This is a genomic window from Bradyrhizobium sp. CCBAU 25360 (assembly GCF_028128695.1).
Taxonomy (GTDB): domain Bacteria; phylum Pseudomonadota; class Alphaproteobacteria; order Rhizobiales; family Xanthobacteraceae; genus Bradyrhizobium; species Bradyrhizobium ottawaense.
In genome coordinates, this window is sequence record NZ_LBJA01000027.1 from 67,577 (window position 1) to 87,770 (window position 20,194).

Sequence of the window (20,194 nt, forward strand, 5' to 3'; positions counted from 1 at the left end):
CGTCCCTGCGAACGCAGGGACCCATACCGCGGGATTTATCGATGGGGCGCGGTCGCAATACCGCGCCCAGACTTTTCGCTGCTTGTCTTCGCCAAACTCCTTCCTGGGGTTATGAGTCCCTGCGTTCGCAGGGACGACGACTGAGTCTGCCGCGATTACTTCGGCACACGATACGCCTCGACCTGTGACTTCAGCTCATCCAGCGACGCCGTCGGCTGCTTCGGATCGACCCGATGCTTCCCACTCGCCAGCCACTGCAGCACCATCGCGTCCACCGCCGGCGAATGGTGGATGACGTCGCCGTAATTATCGAGATCGTGCGTCACCGCCTTGATCGCGCGGAAATCGTGCAGACGCACATTGGGAAGCTGCGTGAGGCGCTGCGCGACGACTGCCGTCAGGTCAGTGACGATCTTCAGCGTCTCGGGCGAGGCATCGCGCATTGCAACGAATTGCAGGACCGAATAGGGCGGGAAGTAGATGTCGAAGGTCACGTCGGGGTGGCGCGTGATCAGGCCGACGGCATCGCGCTCGAAATGCCCGGCCATGGCGTCATAGCCGTAGCCTTCGCCGAGAAAGCGGCTGCGCATGGGGCTCGTGATGTAGGCGAAGGCGGCGAGCGTCCTCTTCGCATTGTACTCGCGCGCGACATCGAAATCCCGCGGCAGCGCGTAGATGTCGTCGACATCAGCCAGCGCGAACTTGACGGGAAGAAACGGCGCCGCGCGAGTCAGCGGCCCTTGCAACGGCGGGACCGACCGCAGCAGCGCGAACAGCGCCTCTTTCGCCATCGCGGCGCTGAACAGATAGGACGCGATGCCCTTGGTCGTGCCGCGATAGAGATCGACGGACAGATAGGGATCGGCCTCGATGTCGGCCGCATCGACGAAGATGAAATCGTCCATCGCCCAGATCACGCGCCTCGCGCCGCGGTCGATCGCCTGCTCCAGCACGAAGGCCTGCTGGCGTGAGTTGGAGCCGGTCATCGCCAGCTTGAGCGAGCGAACGCCGAGCGCACGGTCGATGTCGCTCTGGCGGAAATGGATCGCGAGCGAGGTGCCCATGAAGGCGGTGTCGAACGACTGGCTGCGGATCAGCCCGGCATTCTGCACGCGCGTGTCGTCGGAATAGAAGGCGGTGCGCGAGGGGCGGAACAGCTGCAGGGGATCGACGACGTAGGTGAGCACGGCCGCACCGAGCACGAATGCGATGCTCGCGAGCAGAAGACGCTTGAGACTGGTGAACGGCCCGCGCATCAGAACCGGAAATAGATGAATTCGCTGTGGCTCTGGATGCCCAAGATGCCGAACGCAAGCACCAGAGATGCGCCATAGAGAAACAGCGGCCGCATGCGCCCTGCCCGCAAGTTCTCGCCGACCCGGCGGTTAGCGTGATCGTATCCCAAGATGCCTTGCGTGTTCGGCGCCAGCCACACCAGCGCAGCGTGGATGGAGATCAGCACCAGCGCCGCGATCTCCTCACGGCCGAAGACGATGTTCGAGGGATCGGCCATGGCGTGAAGGACGCGCACCGCCCATGCGACGCTCTCGGCGCGGAAGAACACCCAGGCGACGACGACGGCGAGGAACGTCAACGCTGCTCCGGCAATGCGAACCGGACGCGCAAGGACCGACGGAATGGTTGGCATCAGGGCGTTGAAAGCGTGATTGACGCAGAGATAGGCGCCGTGCAGCGCGCCCCAAATGACAAAAGTCCAGGCCGCACCGTGCCAGAGCCCGCCCAGCAGCATCGTGATCATCAAATTGAGGTAGCGCAGCACGCGGCCGTGGCGGTTGCCGCCGAGCGGGATATATAGATAGTCGCGCAAAAATTGCGACAGCGTCATGTGCCAGCGGCGCCAGAACTCGACGATGCTGGACGCCTTGTAGGGCGAGTTGAAATTCACGGGCAGGAAGATGCCGAACATCAGCGAGATCCCGATCGCCATGTCCGAATAGCCGGAGAAATCGAAATAGAGCTGGAACGTGTAGGCAAGTGCGCCGAGCCAGGCCTGGTCGAAGCTCGGCGAGCGCGCCTCGAAGGCGAGTGCGACCAGCGGCTGGATGCCGTCGGCGAGACAGGTCTTCTTGAACAGGCCGATGGCAAAGATGATGACACCGCACAACATGAGATGTCCGTCCGGACGCTTCGTCTCCTTCCGCTCGAATTGCGGGATCATGTCCTTGTGGTGGAGGATCGGCCCGGCGATCAAATGCGGGAAATAAGTCACGAACAGCGCGTAGTGCGGCAGCGCATAGGCTGCGACCTGCCCGCGATAGGCGTCCACCAGGAACGCAATCTGCGTGAACGTGTAGAAGGAGATGCCGACCGGCAGCAGGATGTGAACCGCGGCATGCGTGCCGAACAAGGCGTTGAGGTTCTCGGTGAGGAAGCCGGCATATTTGAAGATGCCGAGCACGAGAAGATCGCCGACGACACCGAGCGCGAGCGCCGCCTTGCGGTGCGACGGGCCGAGCTTCGCCACGATGAGGAGATGGCCGACGCCGTAATTGAAGGCGATCGACAGCAGCAACAGCGCCACGAACTGCCAGTTGCCGATGGCGTAAAAGGCGAGCGAGGCCAGCGCCAGCCAGATCACCGGGGTGAGATTGCTGCGCCGCCCGAGCCAGAAATAGCCGGCCAGCACGACGGGCAGGAACAACAGGATGAACGGGTAGGAATTGAACAGCATCAGGCTGGACCGGCGGCGGGGATATTGGTCCGTAAAGCATACAAGGGGCCGGTCAACAACCCGGCAGGCCTGGCGGAGTCGTGCTGGCAATTCGTGGAGTCGGGACGATATAAGATGGAACACGTATTGAGATGAGGACCGAGTGACCCAGGCCAAAACCCCTTCCCAGCCCCCCGTCGCCCCGCGCCGGCCGCATTCCTTCACGCGGCACGGGATCACCGTTACCGACGACTATGCCTGGCTGAAGGACGCGAAATGGCAGGAGGTGCTGCGCGATCCCAAAGTGCTGGATCCCGACATCCGCAAATATCTGGATGAGGAGAACGTCTACACCGACAGCCTGCTCGGCCACACCGCCGGCCTGCAGAAGACGCTGGTGCGGGAGATGCGCGGGCGGATCAAGGAGGACGATTCCAGCGTGCCGTCGCCGGACGGCCCGTTTGCCTATTTCCGCAGGTTTCGCGAGGGTGGACAGCACGAGCTGTTCGGCCGCATGCCGCGCGACGGCGGCGACGGCGAGATCGTGCTCGACGGCGATGCGCTTGCAAAAGACCACAAATATTTCAGGTTCGGCGGCAGCCGGCACTCCTATGATCACAAGCTGCAGGCCTGGAGCGCCGACACCAAGGGCTCGGAATATTTTTCGATCCGCGTGCGCGACTGGGCAACGGCCAAGGATCTCGACGACGTGGTCGAGGAGACCGATGGCGGCGTGGTCTGGGCCGCGGATTGCAAGAGCTTCTTCTACGTGAAGCTCGACGACAACCATCGTCCGATGCAGGTGTGGCGGCATAGGCTCGGCACCAAACAGGCCGACGACACGCTGATCTATGAAGAGCAGGATGCCGGCTGGTTCACCCATCTGCACGAGAGCACCAGCGGCCGCTTCTGCGTCATCGCTGGCGGCGACCACGAGACCTCGGAGCAGCGGCTGATCGATCTCGCCAACCCCGGGGCGCCGCCGCGCCTCGTCGCGGCGCGCGAGGAAGGCGTGCAATATTCGCTGGCCGATCGCGGCGATCAGCTCTTCATCCTCACCAATGCCGACGATGCCATCGACTTCAAGATCGTCACCGCGCCGCTTTCTTCGCCCGAGCGCAAGAACTGGCGCGATCTGATCCCGTATCGTCCCGGCATCTACCTCATCGACCTCGATCTCTATGCCGGCCATCTGGTGCGGCTGGAGCGCGCCAATGCGCTGCCGGCGATCGTGATCCGCGATCTCGTCTCGAACGAGGAGCATGCCATCGCCTTCGATGAGGCCGCCTATTCGCTGGATACGATGGGCTCCTACGAATTCGAGACGACGAATTTGCGCTTTGCCTATTCGTCGATGACGACGCCGTCGGAAGTCTATGACTACGACATGGTCAAGCGCACGCGCACCTTGCGCAAGCGCCAGGAGATTCCGTCGGGCCATAACGCGGCCGATTACGTCACCACGCGCATCACGGCAAAGGCGCATGACGGCGCCGAGGTGCCGGTGTCGATCCTCTACCGCCGCGGGCTCAAGCTCGACGGCACGGCGCCGCTGCTGCTTTATGGCTACGGCTCCTACGGCATGGCGATGCCGGCCTCGTTCAACGCCAACCGCCTGTCGCTGGTCGACCGCGGCTTCGTCTACGCCATCGCCCATATCCGCGGCGGCGCTGACAAGGGCTGGGGCTGGTATCTCGACGGCAAGCGCGAGAAGAAGACGAATTCGTTCGACGATTTCGCCGCCAGCGCGCAGGCGCTGATCGACGCGAAGTACACGGGCGCAAAGCGCATCGTCGGCCATGGCGGCTCGGCCGGCGGCATGCTGATGGGCGCGGTCGCCAACCGTGCCGGCGAATTGTTCGCAGGGATCGTCGCCGAAGTGCCGTTCGTCGACGTGCTCAACACCATGCTCGACGACACCCTGCCGCTGACGCCGCCGGAATGGCCGGAATGGGGCAACCCGATCGAGAGCGAGCAGGATTTTCGAACGATCCTGTCCTACTCGCCCTACGACAATGTCGCGGCGAAGGCGTACCCGGCGATCCTGGCGATGGGCGGGCTCACGGATCCGCGCGTGACTTATTGGGAGCCGGCGAAATGGATCGCGCGCCTGCGCGCTACCATGAGCGGCGGCGGTCCGGTCCTGCTGCGCACCAACATGGGCGCCGGTCATGGCGGCGCGTCGGGGCGGTTCGACCGGCTCGATGAAATCGCGATCGTCTATGCGTTCGCGCTGTGGGCGGCGGGGGTGGCGGAGGCCGGGGTGTAGCGATAGCCGCAGCCGTCGCAACACCTTCCGCTGTCGTCCCCGCGAAGGCGGGGACCCATACCGCGTGATGTATCGATGGAGTGCGGGTGGCCGTACCGGAAGACTTTCTAACTGGCGATCTTCGCCAAACTTCTCCCTGTTTCTATGGGTCCCGGATCGGCGCTTCGCTGCGCTTGTCCGGGACGACATCGAGTGTGAGCCGCGAGATATCTCACACCGCTCCATGCGCCTCGACATACAGCGCATAGACCGAATGGCTGCTCGCCATGTAGAGCCGGTTGTTCTTCGGGCCGCCGAAGCAGAGATTGGCGCAGCGCTCGGGCAACCTGATGAAGGCGAGCGGCTTGCCGTCCGCGTTGAACACCATGACGCCGTCGAGATCTTCGGGCCTGGCCTTGAGCTGAAACACCTTGCGGCCGCCGACATCGGTCGGCTCGGATTGCAGCGCGCCGTTGGAGCCCCAGCCGCACCAGAGATTGCCGTCGCGGTCGACGCGGAAACCGTCGAGCGAGCCCTGGTCGGCGGCGTCGATCAGCTTGGTCTTGCCGCTGAGCGCGCCGTCGTCGCCGACATTGTAGCTCCAGATGCTGCGGTTGGGCGTGCCCTTCCACTCGACGATGTAGAGCTTCTTCTCGTCCGGCGAGAAGGCAAGGCCGTTGGGATTGACGAGGTCGGTGAGGACGGCACTGATCTTGCCGTCCTTGGCGATGCGGTAGACGTTGGTGGTGGCCTGCTCGGCCTTTTCCTTCTTGCCTTCCCACTCGCCATTGATGCCGAACAGCGGATCGGTGAACCAGATGCTGTCGTCGGACTTCACCACGATATCGTTCGGCGCGTTCAGCCGCTTGCCCTCGAACTTGTCGGCGAGCACGGTGATCGTGCCGTCCGTCTCGGTGCGGGTGATGCGGCGGGTCACGGAGTGCTCGCAGGTGACGAGACGACCCTGGCGGTCGCGCGCATTGCCATTGGCGTAATTGGCATTGGCGCGGAACACGCTGGTCTGGCCGGTCTTCTCGTCGAACTTCATGATCCGGTTGTTGGGAATATCCGAGAACAGGAGATAGCCGCCCTCGGGGAAATAGGCCGGGCCTTCGGCCCAGCGCATGCCTGATGCGACCTGCTCGACCGTCGAGGAATAGAGCCGGTATTTTGCGAAGCTGGGATCGAGGATCTGGACGGCGGGGTCGGGGTAGCGCTGGTTCGGCGTGAACGGGAACGACTGGGCGCCGGCGGCGCGGGCGAGAAGCGTCGATGCTGCCGCTGCGCCGGCGGCGGCCATGAGGTTACGTCGCGTGAAATTCATTGAAGTCCTCCCTGCTTGCCAAAAGGCCGGCGCTTGATGCGCCGGCTCGTTTCTTGACGTGAGTTCGTTTTGGTTTAGCGGCCGTTCTTCTTCCGCCACTCCGCGAAGTCGGTGAGCGTCTGCGGATCGGTGGCGGGATAGAGACCGAAGATCCCGCGTCCCTTGCCGACTTCCTCGGTGACGAAATCCTCAAACGCCGTCATCTCGAAGGTTTCGTTGGCGATCTCGTCGGCGAGATGGGCGGGGATCACGATCACGCCGTCGGCGTCGCCGAGAATGACGTCGCCGGGGAACACCGGCGCATCGCCGCAGCCGATGGGCACGTTGATCTCGATCGCCTGGTGCAGCGTGAGATTGGTCGGCGCCGACGGGCGGTGGTGATAGGCGGGGATGCCGAGCTTGGCGATCTCGGCGGAATCGCGAAAGCCGCCGTCGGTGACGACACCGGCGACACCGCGCTTCATCAAGCGCGTCACCAGGATCGCGCCTGCCGAGGCCGCGCGCGCGTCCTTGCGACTGTCCATCACCAGAACGCTGCCTGCCGGACAATCCTCGACCGCCTTGCGCTGCGGATGGGAGCGATCCTTGAAGACGTCGATGGTGTTGAGATCCTCGCGCGCCGGCATGTAGCGCAGCGTGAAGGCTTCGCCGACCATGGTCGGCTGGTCGGCACCGAGCGGATGCACGTCCTGGATCATCTGGATCCGCAGGCCGCGCTTGAACAAGGCGGTGGCCACCGTGGCCGTGGAGACGGATTTGAGCTTGTTGCGGGTGGCTTCGCTGAGTTTTGTCATTTGGTCGAACTCTCTCTTTCGTCATTCCGGGATGGCCCGCAGGGCCAGGCCCGGAATCCATAACCACGATCGGGAGTATGGATTCCGGGCTCGCGCCAAGGGGCGCGCCCCGGAATGACAGTGGGCTAGTAAATCGACGGCTCGCTGATTGGCGCGCCGAAATCGGTCTCGAGGAAGTCGAAGTCGCAGCCGTCATTGGCCTGCTTGATGTGTTTCGTGAACATCCAGCCATAGCCGCGCTCGAAGCGGCGCTCCGGCTGCTTCCAGGCGGCGCGGCGTTTTGCGAGCTCGGCTTCGGGGACGTCGAGATTGATGGTGCGGGCGGCAACGTCGAGCGTGATGCGGTCGCCGTTCTGCACCAAAGCCAGCGGGCCGCCGATGTAGGATTCCGGCGAGACGTGCAGGATGCAGGCGCCGTAGCTGGTGCCGCTCATGCGCGCATCCGAGAGGCGCACCATGTCGCGCACGCCCTGCTTCACGAGCTTGGTCGGGATCGGCAGCATGCCCCATTCCGGCATGCCCGGCCCGCCCTGCGGCCCCGCATTGCGCAGGATGAGAATGTGGTCTTCGGTGACATCGAGATCGGGATCGTCGACCGCCTTCTTCATCGAGGGATAATCGTCGAACACCAGCGCCGGCCCCGTGTGCTTGAGGAAGCGCGGCGCACAGGCGGAAGGCTTGATGACGCAGCCGTCGGGCGCGAGATTGCCCTTGAGCACGGCGAGCGCGCCTTCCTTGTAGATGGGATTGTCGACCGAGCGGATCACATCGGCATTGTGCACCTCGGCGCCCGCGATGTTCTCAGCCAGTGTCTTGCCGGTGACGGTGATGCAGTCGAGATGCAGATGCGGCTTGATCTGCCCCATCAGCGCCGGCAGGCCGCCGGCATAGAAGAAGTCTTCCATCAGATACGCATCGCCGCTCGGCCGCACGTTGGCGATCACGGGCACCTTGCGGCTCGCGATCTCGAAATCGTCGAGGCCGATGTCCTTGCCGGCGCGGCGAGCCTGCGCGATCAGATGGATGATCGCGTTGGTCGAGCAGCCCATCGCCATCGCCACCGCAATGGCGTTTTCGAATGCCTTGCGCGTCTGGATCACCTTCGGCGTCAGATCCTCCCAAACCATCTCGACGATGCGTCGGCCGCATTCAGAGGCCATGCGGATGTGGTTGGCATCGGCCGCGGGAATCGAGGAGGCGCCGGGCAGCGTCATGCCGATCGCTTCGGCAATCGCCGTCATGGTCGAGGCCGTGCCCATGGTCATGCAGGTGCCGTAGCTGCGGGCGATGCCGGCCTCGATGTCGAGCCAGTCCTTGTCGGAGATTTTTCCGGCGCGGCGCTCGTCCCAGTATTTCCAGCCGTCCGAGCCGGAGCCGAGCGTCTTGCCCTTCCAATTGCCGCGCAGCATCGGGCCGGCCGGCAGATAGATCGCCGGAATGTTCATCGACGTCGCGCCCAGCAGCAGCGCCGGCGTGGTCTTGTCGCAGCCGCCCATCAGCACGACGCCGTCGACGGGATGGCTGCGCAAGAGCTCCTCCGCGTCCATCGCCAACAGATTGCGATAGAGCATGGTGGTCGGCTTCAGCAGCGATTCCGACAGCGACAGCGCCGGCAGCTCCAGCGGCAGCCCGCCGGCCATCAGGATGCCGCGCTTGACGTCGTCGACGCGCGACTTGAAATGCATGTGGCAGGGCTGCGCGTCCGACCAGGTGTTGAGGATCGCGATGATCGGCCGGTCCTTCCACTCCTCGGGCGCGTAGCCCATCTGCATGGTGCGGGAGCGGTGGCCGAACGAGCGGAGATCGTCGGGCGCGAACCAGCGCGCGCTGCGGAGCTGGTCGGGCGTTATTTTCTTCTTGGTCATGATTGGGTGCCCCATTTCTGCACGGTGTTCCGCTCGATGGCGCGGAAGATCAGGTTCTCGACAAAGAGCCCGATGATGATCACCGTCAAGAGGCCCGCGAACACGGCGGGTATGTCGAGCAAATTGCGGTTCTCGAAGATGAACCAGCCGAGCCCGCCCTGCCCGGAGGACACGCCGAACACCAGCTCGGCCGCGATCAGCGTGCGCCAGGCAAAGGCCCAGCCGATCTTGAGGCCGGTAAGGATCGAGCCGAAGGCGGCCGGGATGAGAATTTTGGCGACGTAGGGCAAGCCGCTCAGGCCGTAATTGCGGCCGACCATGCGCAGCGTGTTGGACACGCTCTTGAAGCCGGAATGGGTGTTGAGCGCGACCGGCCACAGCACCGAATGGATCAGCACGAAGACGAGGCTGCCATTGCCGAGGCCGAACCAGATCAGGGCCAGCGGCAGCAGCGCGATCGCCGGCAACGGATTGAACATCGCCGTGACAGTCTCGAGGAAATCGGTGCCGATGCGGGTCGAGATCGCGAGCACGGTGAAGATCGCGGCGAGCGCGATGCCGGCCGAATAGCCCATGAACAGGACTTTCAGCGACGTCCAGGCCCGCATCGGAATGGTGCCGTCCTTGACGCGGTCGAACAACGTGATCGCGGTGTCGTGCAGTGTCGGGAACAGCAGCGGATTGTCGAGGGTGAGGCCGTAGGCTTCCCAGACCGCCGCCAGGAACAGGATGATCACCGACTTGCGGACGAAGCCGTCGTTCCACAACAGCTCAAGCACGCTCAGCTTGCGCTCGACCTCGCCTGCGCCGATGGCAGCAACCGGTTCGGCCCGCAGCAATATCCTGGCTTCGCCCATCAGAGGCTCCTCAATGCGCGGTGGCTTCGCCGGCGAACAGGAGATCGTGGATCTCCTTCTCCAGCCGGCCGGCGCTGCCGTCTTCGTTCGAGACCTTGTCGACGTCGATCACCTCGGCCTTGACCCGGCCGGGATGCGGCGACAGCAGCAGGATGCGGTTGCCGATGCGAATCGCCTCCGCAATCGAATGGGTCACGAACAGCACGGTGAACTTGGTCTCGCTCCAGAGCTGGAGCAGCTCGTCCTGGCAGGTGCGGCGCGTCAACGCATCGAGCGCCGCGAACGGCTCGTCCATCAAGAGGATATCAGGCTCCATCGCCATGCCGCGCGCGATCGCGACGCGCTGCTTCATGCCGCCGGACAGCGTGTGCGGATAGGCATCGACCACGCGGGTGAGGCCGACCTTCTCGATATAGGCCCGTGCCTTGGCCTCGGCGTCCCTGCGCGACAGTTTTCGCGCAGTCAGCAGCGGAAACATGACGTTGGCGAGCACGCTCTTCCACGGCAGGAGCTGGTCGAACTCCTGGAAGATCATCATCCGGTCGGCGCCGGGACCGTGGATCTCGCGATCGCCTATGGTCATGCGGCCCTCGCTCGGGGTCATGTAGCCGCCGACGGCCTTGAGCAGGGTCGACTTGCCGCAGCCGGACGGACCCAGCAGCACGAAGCGGTCGGACTTGTCGACCGTGAAACTCACCCTCTCCGTGGCGGTGACGACTGCGCTGGAGGTCTTGTAGCGCAGCGTCACGGAGCTGACGTCGAGCAGCGCCATCAGTTGCCCTTCAGATCGTGCGCGACGGGGAGATAATAATCCGTCCAGGCCTTGGGCTGGCTCTTCAGCGTGCCGGTCTTGAACAGATGCGCAGCGAATTTCATCGTGCCCTGCGGCTCGAGATTCCACTCCATCATGCCGGGCTCCTTGAGCAGATCGAGCAGCTCCTCGACCGAGGTCTTGTCGCCAGTGATCTCCTTGTAGATCTCGACCGCCTGCTTCGTGTCGCTGCGGATCAGGGCCTGCGCTTCCTTGGTCGCGTCGCGCACGGCCTGGATGATCTTTGGATTGGCCTCGGCGAATTTGGTGGTGGTGAAGAACTGGGCCTGGCTGAGCGGCCCGCCCATCACGTCCGGCGACGACAGCACGATATGCGCGCCCGGCACGTTCTTCAGCTCCAGGAAGGTGAAGGGCGGAATCGAGAAGTGGTTGTGCACCTCGTGCTTGGGATTGGACAGCGCCGCATAGGCGTCGGGATGGCCGAGCTGCACGGTGTTGGCATCCAGCTTCGACCATTGGTCGGCGCCGAAGGCCTCGGCAGCCGCGATCTGCAGCACGATCGCCTGGGTCGACACCTTGACGGTCGGCACCGCGATCTTGTCGGAGGGGCCGAAATCCCTGATCGACTTGATGTTGGCGTCGCGGCTGATCAGCGTCATCGGCTGCGCCGAGGTCGCGACGATGCCCTTCACGCCGCCGCGGGTGCGATCCCACAGCAAGAGAAGATTGCCGGTGCCGGTGTTGAGGATGTCGACGCCGCCCGCGAGCAGCGCATCGGTCTGCGCGCCGCCGCCGGAGAAGGTGATCCATTTGGTGGTGACGCCCGCGAGGCCGAGTGAAGCTGCGTGCTTCTCGATCAGCTTCAGCTTCTCCATGATGTGGCTCGGCATGTAGAAAATGCCGGGCTGGCGCGACAGCGCGATCTCGGATTTCTGCTGCGCACGCGCCGGCGAAGCCGCCAGCACGGTTGCGACGATCAGGGCGATGGCGGCAGCGCCACGCTGGAATGGCTTGATCATAATTGTTCGTTTCCTCCGGCGGCCATTGACGAGCGATCCTGCTGATGCACTAATGCATTAGTGCATCAAAGGCAAGTCCGCCGGAGCCCTCGCCATGGAAACAGCCCATCCCGCGCCCCGCGCGGCCCGCCCCGGCGCGCGGCTCGACCGGGCCCGGCAGGCCGCGCCGCAGGTGTTCGAGCGGCTGCGCAACGCCATTCTCGCGCTCGAACTGCCCCCGGGCTCGCCGCTGTCGCGCACGGATCTCGCCGCGCAATTCGGGGTCAGCTCGACGCCGATCCGCGACGCCCTGATGCGGCTCGAGGAAGAAGGGCTCGTGGACGTGTTTCCGCAGCACGCGACCGTGGTCAGCCGGGTCGATGTCGGCCGCGCCGAGCAGGCGCATTTCCTGCGCCAGGCGCTGGAGCTCGAAATCGTCCGGCTGCTCGCGGAGCAGCATGACCAGGCCCTGGTCCTCCGCCTCGACCATGTGATCGCGCTTCAGCAGCAATTCGCGAAAGCCGGGGACTTCGAGAGCTTCATCGCCGCCGACAATGATTTTCACGCCCAGCTTTATGCCGCGGCCGGCAAGCAGGAGCTCTGGACGCTGGTGCGCAGCCGCAGCGGACATATCGACCGGCTGCGCCGGCTGCATTTGCCCTCACCCGGCAAGGCCCAGAACATCGTCCGTCACCACAAGCTGATCACCCGCGCGATCGAAGCCGGAGATTCCGATGGCGCGCAACAGCATCTGCGCAAGCATTTGTCGGGCACGCTCAGCGAACTCGACAAGATCCGGAGCCATTATCCGGAATATCTGACCGATTAGACAGACCACTAGCCTGACGAACCCTTATGCACGCAACCGTGCATAAGCATGCGTCCCCATTTTCGGCTTAGGCGAGCATTCACCGGACGTTCGCGAAGTGCTTGCAGGCCGGGCTGAATCCGCGCAACAATTTCGTCTTTGATGGTTTGATTTGCGGCCGGTGGGGACGTCCTGTCCGGCCCGGAGGAATTCAGACGTGGCCAACATCCTGATCGTGGATGACGACCCGGCCGTCCAACTCACGATCCGGCTGCTCCTGGAGAGGGCCGGTCATCACGTCACCGTCGCGGGCGATGGCCGCAAGGGACTTGCCCTGTTCGAGGCCAGCCGGTTCGACCTCCTGTTTCTCGACATCTTCATGCCCGGCATGGACGGGCTGGAGACGATGCGTCACATCCGGCTGCTGGCTCCGGCCATTCCGATCATCGTCATTTCCGGCCGTTCGATCACGCCGGATGCCTATGCGGAGCCGGACTTCCTGAAGATGGCGACCAAGCTCGGCGCGGTGGCAAGTTTGCAAAAACCGTTCCGGCCCGACGCCCTGCTCGCCGCGGTCGATGGCTGCCTGAAAGCAGGCGAGCCGGAGGGGTCCGATGTCAGCTCCGGCCACCGGTGACGGGGACGCCGCTGCTCCAGGCCAGACCAGGCGCGGTCATCCGGGAAGCCCTGCGAACATCCGCTTGACCCTCGCAACGCGGCTGGCGATCGCGATGATCCTGCTGGTGGCGGTCACCGTGGCCGCAGTCGGATGGCTCGGCATTCGCAACACCACGCAAGCGGTCATTCCGCGCGTCCTGGAGCGGGTCGAGGCCCAGTCACGCCTGCTCGCGGCCAACCTGGAATCCTATGTTGCCGGAGTCCGCGGCGATTTGATCGGCTATCGCTCTGCCGCGGCCATCAACGGCCTGATCCGCGCCCGTCTCGGCGGAGGAGTTGACCCCCTTGACGGCGTTACAGAGCAGACCTGGCGCGAGCGCATCGCGACGCGGCTCGCAGCCGAGATCGAGGCCAAGCCCAGCTACGGGCAGTTTCGCATCATCGGACTCGACGACGACCAGCGCGAGCTGGTCCGCGTCGACCGCTCCGGCCCGAATGGAGCGGCGCGGATCGTCCCCAACAGCGAGCTGGAGCGCAAGGGCGACCGAGCCTACTTTCAGGACACGATGAGGCTGACGCCGGGCGAGATTTACGTGTCCCCGATCGATCTCGCGACCCGCCAGGGGGGCACCACGGTCTTGCACACTCCGACGCTGCGGGTCGCTACGCCGCTGTTCACGCCGGATGGCAAGCCGTTCGGCATCATCATCGCCAATATCGACATGCGTCCGGCCCTCGACCGCATCCGCTCGACGGCGAGTTCGGGTGGCGAGATCTACGTCGTGAATTCGCACGGCGATTATCTCGTTCATCCCGATCGCGCGCGAGAGTTCGCCTCATTGCACGGCCGCCCCACCAACTGGCGCGACGATTTTCCATTCTTCTCGGCCATGGCCGGCACGTCGGACCTATCCACGCGGCTCATGACCGACGCGTCGGGCCGGCCGACCGGCGCGGCGATCGCACCGGCGCTGCTGGCGGGCAAGGAATGGACCGCAATCATCGTGACCATTCCCCCGTCCGTCTTCGGCCGGGTGCCGGCCGCCATTCAAAAGACGTCCGTGCTGGTCGGCGTGCTCGCCGTCCTCGCCGCAGGGGCGCTCGCGGTGCTGCTGGCGCGCTCATTGACCCGCCCGATCGGCCGCCTGACCGCGGCCGTGGAGGCGATCGGTCGCGGACGGCAGGCGGACATCCCCGTCGATGCCAGCGGCGAGACGGGCGTGCTGGCGCGGGCTTTCGCCCAGATGGTCGAAGAGACGCGGGCGAAGACAGCCGCTCTCGAGCGCGAGATCCGGGAGCATCGCCGCACCGAGGCCGCGCGAAGCCATCATGCGGCACGCGAGCAATTGTTCAGCGCCGCCGTCGAGTCGTCCGACGATGCGATCGTGATGCAGACGCTCGACGCCATCATCACGGGCTGGAATCCGGCCGCCGAGCGGCTCTATGGCTATTCGGCGAGTGAAGCGATCGGGAAATCCACTGCGATCATCGTGCCGCCCGACCGGCGCGAGCATGGCAAGGACTATCTGGCGCGGATCGCGCGGGGCGAGTCGATCGAGCGGTTCGAGACGGTGCGCCTGCGCAAGGACGGCACGCCGGTCGAGATCTCACTCAGCCTCTCGCCGATCAGGGGGCCGTCCGGCGAGATCATCGGCGTCTCCGGGACCGCGCATAGTCTCACCGAGGCGCGGCGGGCCGAGCGGCAGCTGCAGCAGCAGCTCGAAGAGCGCCGGCAGATCTTCGATACCTCGCAGGATCTGATCATGGTCATGGACCCGCGGGGCCATGTCGCGCAGATCAGCCCGAGCAGCGAGACCATTCTCGGCTACCGGCCGGACGAGATGATCGGCCGCAGCGGCGCGGACTTCATTCATCCCGACCATCTGGCGCAATCGCGCGAGGACATGCGCGCGCTGCGGCGCGGCGAGCGCCCCAAGCTCGGCGACACCCGCTGTTTCCACAAGAACGGACACGAGGTCTGGCTGTCCTGGCTCGGCAATTGGTCCGAGCAGGCGCAGCGCTTCTTCTTCGTCGGACGCGACATGACGGAAGCGCGGCTCGCGCAGGAATCGCTGCGCGAGAGCGAGCGACTCGCCCGAAACATCGTCGAGACCTCGCTCGACGCCTTCATCCAGACCGACGAGACCAGCAGCATCCTGAACTGGAATTCGCAGGCCGAGCAGCTGTTCGGCTGGCGCCGCGACGAGGTGCTCGGCAAGAGCACGATCGACCTGATCGTCGCCGAGAGCGAACGCGAGAGGGTCAGGGCCGGCCTGAAGCAATTCCTGAAGAACGAGGACGGCAGGACGCTGAACCGCCGCCGCGAGCTGATGTGCTGCCGCCGCGACGGCAAGGAATTCAAGGCCGAGCTGAGCGTCACCGCGCTGAAGCGCCGCGAAGGCCTGCTGTTCAACGTCTTTTACCGCGACCTCACCGACAAGATCGCCGCCGAGGAGCGCATCCGCCATGCCGAGAAGATGGAGGCGGTCGGCCAGCTCACCGGCGGCGTGGCGCACGATTTCAACAACATCCTCACCGTCATCACCGGGACGATCGAGATTCTCGCGGAGGCCGTCGAAAAGGAGCCGCAGCTTGCGGCCATCACGAAGATGATCGACGAGGCCGCCGCGCGCGGCGCCGATCTGACCCAGCACCTGCTCGCCTTCGCGCGCAAGCAGCCGCTCCAGCCGCGCGAGATCGACATCAACTCGCTGGTGGTCGACACCGCGAAGCTGTTGAGGCCGACGCTGGGCGAGCAGATCCAGATCGAATCGGTGTTCGAGGACGAGAATTGCGTCGCGATCGTCGATCCCAACCAGCTCACCACCGCGATCCTCAATCTCGCGCTCAATGCCCGCGACGCCATGCCCGCCGGCGGCAAGCTGATCGTGGAGACCGGCGCCGCCTATCTCGACGAGGTCTATGCCAGCGGCAACGACGTCCGTCCCGGCCATTACGTGCTGATCGCCGTGAGCGACACCGGCACCGGGATCCCTGCGAACATGCTGCCCAGGGTGTTCGATCCCTTCTTCACCTCGAAGGGACCGGGCAAGGGCACCGGACTCGGGCTGTCGATGGTCTATGGCTTCATCAAGCAGTCTGCGGGTCACATCAAGATCTACAGCGAAGAAGGCCACGGCACCACGATCAAGATGTACCTGCCGCCCGGCAAGACGCCGACAGCCATCGGCGAGGGCGTGACGCCTGCGACGATCGAGGGCGGACACGAGACGATCCTGGTGGTCGAGGACGACCGGCTGGTGCGCGACTACGTGCTGGCGCAGCTGCATGCGCTGGGTTACGTCACCTTGCAGGCCGCGAACGCGGCGGAGGCGCTCGCGATCGTTGCCGCCGGCAGGCCGTTCGACCTGCTGTTCACCGACGTCATCATGCCCGGCAAGATGAACGGACGGCAGCTCGCCGACGAACTGATGAAGACACGCCCCGATCTCAGGGTGGTCTACACGTCAGGCTATACCGAGAATGCGATCATCCATCACGGCCGGCTGGATTCCGGCGTCCTGCTGCTGGCCAAGCCCTATCGCAAATCGGATCTCGCGCGGATCATCCGCAAGGCACTGGGCGGCTGATTGCTCGTGTGTCCCGGACAAGGCGCAGCGTGCAACGCTGCGACGCAGAGCCGGGACCAGAACTGTCAGCGGTGAAATTCGAGAGATGGGCCCCGCTCAGCAGCGCATCATTGCATGATGCGCTGCGTCCGGGGCACGAGTTACGACGCGCGCTGGGCCGCGGTCATCACGATGCGGATCAGATCGGCGGCGTTGCGCGCGCCGAGCTTCTTCATGATGTTGGCGCGGTGATCCTCGATGGTGCGCGGGCTGATGCCGAGGGTGCGGCCGGCTTCCTTGTTGGACGCACCGGAGGCGAACTGCTCGAGCACCTCGCGCTCCCTGCGCGTCAGCGGCTCACGTCCGGGGAAGTGCAGCGAGCCGAATTTCGGCGAGGCGTTCTCCGCCTGCCTGCGCGCATAGGCGCCGATCGCCTCGTCGAGCCGGCCGACGATTTCGCTGCCGCGGAACGGCTTCTCGATGAAGTCCAGCGCGCCGCTCTTGATCGCGCCCACCGCCATCGCGATGTCGCCCTGTCCGGAGATCATGAAGATCGGCGCCGGATAATCCTCGCCGTGCAGTTCCTTCAGAATGTCGAGGCCCGACTTTCCGGGAATGTTCACGTCGAGCAGGATCGCAGCCGGTGTGCGGTTTCGCGCGACGGAGAGCAGCGCTGCGCCGTCCGCAAAACAGATCACCTCATAGCCCGCCGCCTTCAACACCATCGACAGGGTGTCGCGAACGGCAGGGTCGTCGTCGACCACGAAGATTTCACCGCGAGAGCTTTGTTCGGCCATGTGCCACATCCAGTTGGCATGAAGGACTCGCGTCCGCGCCAACTGTTATGGCGTTCGGCGCGGATTCGGCCCACCCGTATTTGTACGGGACATGGACTTAACGCACAAGTAGCGGCAGGGTGCCTAATTGCGGGGTACGGAGAATATCCATGCTAAATTTCGCTGGCACACCCCCGCTCATCGCGATGCTTGAGACTGACAGCCGTCGGTTGATCGCTGCCGATCTTCGCTCCCTGATCACACGGATCGAGAGCAGCATGCGCCTGATCGACGCAGCCATGATGGAAGCTGGCCTGTTGGAAATGGGCCTGGCGCACGACGATCATGGCGATCCGGCCGGTTCCGCCGACATTTTCGTGCTCGACGACGTCACGCCGCGCTATGCGACGGCGAGCGCCGCCCTCAACGCCTGCCGGGCGGGCCTTGGCCACGCCCTGCAATGCCTCTCTGAATCCGGCACCCCGGCATAGATCGCTATCAGCGCGGCGCAGGGCCGCATGCCATCGCATGGCAGCTCCGCAAACCTTACGCGCGGTGGCGTTCCACGATCGCGTCGGTGGCAACACCACCCCAGGTGTGGATCGCCGGAAGGCCCATCGCGGTCTTGCCGAGATTGGCGAGGCTGATGCGCAAGGCCGCTAGGTCGAGCGGCTTCGGCAGGCTCTGGAGCTCGATCCCGACGGACCGGGCGAAGCTGCGGGCGGCGCTGCGGCGCTTGCCGTCCATGCCGCTGATGACGATCACCGCGCCACCGAACTTCGCCGCCGCCATCTCGCGCAGCACGTCGATGCCGTCGCCATCCTCCAGCACGAGATCGAGCGTCACGCAGTCGAAGCGCGCGGCGCGGAGCTTCTCGATCGCATCCGCCACTGACGGCGCCACGGTGACTTCGTGGCCGGCCTGCTTGGCGGCGACCGTGATCAGGCTGCGCTGCGTGGCGTCGTCATCGACCACAAGGAGCTGAAGCGCACGCCGCTCGGCGCCGTCGGGCAGGTTTGAGGGGATGGGGGAAAGAGAACTTCTGGGCATTTCAGTATCCTGAGATTGGGACCAACAATGGATACACGCTTCGCGCTTAGGCCACGTAAAGTTCCTGGCGCCAATTCATTCGGATGTTTTCAGAAAATGTGAAGCAACGGGCCGGAAAAGACGGCGACGGATGCGGGCGGATCACGCCGCTTCGTCGCGGCCGCCGGCTGCGCCGCGCTTCTTCCTGTTCTTGCCGCGCAGGAACTGAATGTCCATCTCGGCGCCGTTGACGCGGACCAGCTCGCAGCGGCGGTAGGCGAGGCCCGTGGACGACAACAGCAGGAAGAACTCCTTCAGGTTCAACCCCTGGATCGAGCCTTCCACCGTGAGGATGGCGTCGGTATCGGAGATCGCGTTGAGCTTGCAGTCGCGGCGCCAGGTGCCGTCGATGGCCATGATGCAGACATCGTAGCCGCGACTGAAAGTCACGCGTTCCGTACCCTTGCCATCCTCGGCCATGTCTATCGTCCTGCCATGGCCGCCAGGCGCGGCGCTGCGCCGGCGAGAGCCGGCTTGGCGGCTGCGGCACGCGGATCGTTCGGCTTGTAGAGGCCGCGCCGCTCCGGAATCGGCCGGAACGTATCGGTCAGGCCGACGACGGTTTCGGCCGCACCCAACACCAGGAAGCCGTCGGGCTCGATCTGGCGCGCCAGCCGGTTGAAGATGTTGATCTTGGTGTCCTGATCGAAATAGATCAGCACGTTGCGGCAGAAGATGACGTCGAAGGTGCCGAGCTGCGCGAAATCGTGCAGCAGGTTGAGCTGCCGGTGCTGGATCATCGCCCGCAGTTCGGGATTGACCTGCCAGGTCTCGCCGGTCTGCTTGAAATATTTCATCAGCATCTGGATCGGCAGGCCGCGCTGCACCTCGAACTGGCTGTAGATTCCGGCCTTGGCCTTCTCCAGCACCTCCTGCGACAGATCGGTCGCGATGATCTCGATGCGCCAGCCGGTAAGGGCCGCGCCCATCTCCTTCAGGCACATCGCCAGCGAATAGGGCTCCTGCCCGGTCGAGCCGGCGGCGCACCAGATCCGTATGCTGCGGCGGGCGGCCCGCGCCTTGATGATCTCGGGCATGATGGTGTCGCGGAAATGATCGAACGGGACCTTGTCGCGGAAGAAGAAGGTCTCGTTGGTGGTCATGGCTTCGACCACGTCGGTGATCACCGTGCGCGAGCCGCCCTGCAGCTTCTGCACGAGTTCGCCGATGCCGGAGAGTCCGGCCTTGCGGGCCAGCGGCAGCAGGCGGCTTTCGATCAGATATTGCTTGTCTGCGGAAAGATCGAGACCGGAATTGTCCTTTAGGAATTTACGCAGATACTCATACTCGGTCGGGGTCACGGATGGCCTCTTCGAAGCTGTACTGGAACACTCTGGCCTAAATACGCGGGCCAGACACACTCAGACCATGGCTTGTCCGACCGGGATCAAACCAACTTCAGCGAACTTGTCGGCGATGATGTCTTTGTCGAAAGGCTTCATGATGTACTCGTTGGCGCCGCCGCTGAGCGCCTGGGCAATATGAGCCACATTGTTCTCGGTGGTGCAGAACACCACCTTGGGCTGGTCGCCGCCGGGCAGGCGGCGCATGTGGCCCATGAACTCGAAGCCGTCCATGACCGGCATATTCCAGTCGAGCAGCACCGCGTCGGGCAGCTGCCGCTGACAGATCTCGAGCGCCTTCGAGCCGTCCTCGGCTTCGGTGACTTGGAATTCCAGGCCTTCCAGGATCCGGCGCGCGATCTTACGAACGACGCTGGAATCATCGACCACCAAACATGTCTTCATTTTGGTTCTCCGGCTTCGATGTTTCGTTGGCTCACGCAGCCATCTGCACTTTGGTTT

At 64.5% G+C, this 20,194-nt stretch carries 18 protein-coding genes; 5 read left to right on the forward strand and 13 right to left on the reverse strand.

Annotated elements, in window-relative coordinates:
- Positions 1-155: 155 nt before the first annotated feature.
- Positions 156-1,256 (reverse strand): hypothetical protein, encoded by a 1,101-nt coding sequence (locus XH81_RS05835; protein WP_028143865.1) that lies wholly within the window; start codon positions 1,254-1,256, stop codon positions 156-158.
- Positions 1,256-2,692: an MBOAT family O-acyltransferase gene (locus XH81_RS05840; protein WP_028143864.1), complete on the reverse strand. Its 1,437-nt coding sequence runs from the start codon at positions 2,690-2,692 to the stop codon at positions 1,256-1,258. Before XH81_RS05840 ends, XH81_RS05835 begins: the two co-directional genes overlap by 1 nt.
- Before the next feature lie 142 nt (positions 2,693-2,834).
- Here XH81_RS05840 and XH81_RS05845 point away from each other — a divergent pair, with 142 nt between their 5' ends.
- Positions 2,835-4,940, forward strand: coding sequence for a S9 family peptidase (locus XH81_RS05845; RefSeq protein ID WP_028143863.1), 2,106 nt, complete (start codon positions 2,835-2,837; stop codon positions 4,938-4,940).
- 211 nt (positions 4,941-5,151) lie between these two features.
- Here XH81_RS05845 and XH81_RS05850 read toward each other — a convergent pair whose 3' ends face one another.
- The 6 genes from XH81_RS05850 to XH81_RS05875 all read right to left on the reverse strand — a co-directional run bounded on the left by XH81_RS05850 (position 5,152) and on the right by XH81_RS05875 (position 11,550).
- Entirely contained in the window at positions 5,152-6,243 is a 1,092-nt protein-coding gene (locus XH81_RS05850) for an SMP-30/gluconolactonase/LRE family protein (RefSeq protein WP_028143862.1), read from the reverse strand.
- Between the two features lie 74 nt (positions 6,244-6,317).
- Entirely contained in the window at positions 6,318-7,037 is a 720-nt protein-coding gene (locus XH81_RS05855; protein WP_028143861.1) for a ribonuclease activity regulator RraA, read from the reverse strand.
- 125 nt (positions 7,038-7,162) lie between these two features.
- Positions 7,163-8,902 (reverse strand): L-arabinonate dehydratase, encoded by a 1,740-nt coding sequence (gene araD / locus XH81_RS05860; protein ID WP_028143860.1) that lies wholly within the window; start codon positions 8,900-8,902, stop codon positions 7,163-7,165.
- Positions 8,899-9,759 (reverse strand): ABC transporter permease, encoded by an 861-nt coding sequence (locus tag XH81_RS05865; protein ID WP_028143859.1) that lies wholly within the window; start codon positions 9,757-9,759, stop codon positions 8,899-8,901. The genes araD and XH81_RS05865 overlap by 4 nt, the downstream gene beginning before the upstream one ends.
- Before the next feature lie 10 nt (positions 9,760-9,769).
- On the reverse strand, positions 9,770-10,531 hold the full coding sequence (locus XH81_RS05870) for an ABC transporter ATP-binding protein (protein WP_018321609.1): 762 nt from the start codon (positions 10,529-10,531) through the stop codon (positions 9,770-9,772).
- On the reverse strand, positions 10,531-11,550 hold the full coding sequence (locus tag XH81_RS05875; protein WP_038951261.1) for an ABC transporter substrate-binding protein: 1,020 nt from the start codon (positions 11,548-11,550) through the stop codon (positions 10,531-10,533). Before XH81_RS05875 ends, XH81_RS05870 begins: the two co-directional genes overlap by 1 nt.
- Before the next feature lie 94 nt (positions 11,551-11,644).
- Here XH81_RS05875 and XH81_RS05880 point away from each other — a divergent pair, with 94 nt between their 5' ends.
- From XH81_RS05880 to XH81_RS05890, 3 genes are all read left to right on the forward strand, one after another.
- Entirely contained in the window at positions 11,645-12,358 is a 714-nt protein-coding gene (locus XH81_RS05880; RefSeq protein ID WP_028143857.1) for a GntR family transcriptional regulator, read from the forward strand.
- Positions 12,359-12,554: 196 nt separating this feature from the next.
- Entirely contained in the window at positions 12,555-12,974 is a 420-nt protein-coding gene (locus XH81_RS05885; protein WP_028143856.1) for a response regulator, read from the forward strand.
- Positions 12,952-16,545, forward strand: coding sequence for a PAS domain S-box protein (locus XH81_RS05890; protein WP_028143855.1), 3,594 nt, complete (start codon positions 12,952-12,954; stop codon positions 16,543-16,545). Before XH81_RS05885 ends, XH81_RS05890 begins: the two co-directional genes overlap by 23 nt.
- A 140-nt stretch (positions 16,546-16,685) precedes the next feature.
- Here the strand turns inward: XH81_RS05890 and XH81_RS05895 are convergent, their stop codons facing one another.
- A complete protein-coding gene (locus XH81_RS05895) occupies positions 16,686-17,321 on the reverse strand; it encodes a response regulator transcription factor (protein ID WP_026202588.1) in 636 nt (211 codons plus the stop codon).
- Positions 17,322-17,470: 149 nt separating this feature from the next.
- Between XH81_RS05895 and XH81_RS05900 the strand changes: the two genes are divergently transcribed.
- A complete protein-coding gene (locus XH81_RS05900; RefSeq protein WP_028143854.1) occupies positions 17,471-17,791 on the forward strand; it encodes a hypothetical protein in 321 nt (106 codons plus the stop codon).
- Between the two features lie 55 nt (positions 17,792-17,846).
- Here XH81_RS05900 and XH81_RS05905 read toward each other — a convergent pair whose 3' ends face one another.
- The 4 genes from XH81_RS05905 to XH81_RS05920 form a co-directional block, all read right to left on the reverse strand.
- Positions 17,847-18,350 (reverse strand): response regulator, encoded by a 504-nt coding sequence (locus XH81_RS05905; protein WP_028143853.1) that lies wholly within the window; start codon positions 18,348-18,350, stop codon positions 17,847-17,849.
- 141 nt (positions 18,351-18,491) lie between these two features.
- Positions 18,492-18,809 (reverse strand): hypothetical protein, encoded by a 318-nt coding sequence (locus tag XH81_RS05910; protein WP_018321617.1) that lies wholly within the window; start codon positions 18,807-18,809, stop codon positions 18,492-18,494.
- Between the two features lie 2 nt (positions 18,810-18,811).
- Positions 18,812-19,690 carry a CheR family methyltransferase gene (locus XH81_RS05915; protein ID WP_028143852.1) on the reverse strand — a complete coding sequence of 293 codons (879 nt, stop codon included), beginning with the start codon at positions 19,688-19,690 and terminating at the stop codon, positions 18,812-18,814.
- A gap of 60 nt (positions 19,691-19,750) precedes the next feature.
- Entirely contained in the window at positions 19,751-20,137 is a 387-nt protein-coding gene (locus XH81_RS05920) for a response regulator (protein WP_028143851.1), read from the reverse strand.
- Positions 20,138-20,194: the final 57 nt, after the last annotated feature.

Coding starts and splice junctions, on each gene's coding strand:
- XH81_RS05920 (WP_028143851.1), bottom strand. CDS start 20,137: ATGAAGACATGTTTGGTGGTCGATGATTCCAGCGTCGTTCGTAAGATC.
- XH81_RS05905 (WP_028143853.1), bottom strand. CDS start 18,350: ATGCCCAGAAGTTCTCTTTCCCCCATCCCCTCAAACCTGCCCGACGGC.
- XH81_RS05895 (WP_026202588.1), bottom strand. CDS start 17,321: ATGGCCGAACAAAGCTCTCGCGGTGAAATCTTCGTGGTCGACGACGAC.
- XH81_RS05855 (WP_028143861.1), bottom strand. CDS start 7,037: ATGACAAAACTCAGCGAAGCCACCCGCAACAAGCTCAAATCCGTCTCC.
- XH81_RS05850 (WP_028143862.1), bottom strand. CDS start 6,243: ATGAATTTCACGCGACGTAACCTCATGGCCGCCGCCGGCGCAGCGGCA.
- XH81_RS05835 (WP_028143865.1), bottom strand. CDS start 1,256: ATGCGCGGGCCGTTCACCAGTCTCAAGCGTCTTCTGCTCGCGAGCATC.
- XH81_RS05910 (WP_018321617.1), bottom strand. CDS start 18,809: ATGGCCGAGGATGGCAAGGGTACGGAACGCGTGACTTTCAGTCGCGGC.
- araD (WP_028143860.1), bottom strand. CDS start 8,902: ATGACCAAGAAGAAAATAACGCCCGACCAGCTCCGCAGCGCGCGCTGG.
- XH81_RS05875 (WP_038951261.1), bottom strand. CDS start 11,550: ATGATCAAGCCATTCCAGCGTGGCGCTGCCGCCATCGCCCTGATCGTC.
- XH81_RS05870 (WP_018321609.1), bottom strand. CDS start 10,531: ATGGCGCTGCTCGACGTCAGCTCCGTGACGCTGCGCTACAAGACCTCC.
- XH81_RS05880 (WP_028143857.1), top strand. CDS start 11,645: ATGGAAACAGCCCATCCCGCGCCCCGCGCGGCCCGCCCCGGCGCGCGG.
- XH81_RS05865 (WP_028143859.1), bottom strand. CDS start 9,759: ATGGGCGAAGCCAGGATATTGCTGCGGGCCGAACCGGTTGCTGCCATC.
- XH81_RS05900 (WP_028143854.1), top strand. CDS start 17,471: ATGCTAAATTTCGCTGGCACACCCCCGCTCATCGCGATGCTTGAGACT.
- XH81_RS05890 (WP_028143855.1), top strand. CDS start 12,952: ATGTCAGCTCCGGCCACCGGTGACGGGGACGCCGCTGCTCCAGGCCAG.
- XH81_RS05840 (WP_028143864.1), bottom strand. CDS start 2,692: ATGCTGTTCAATTCCTACCCGTTCATCCTGTTGTTCCTGCCCGTCGTG.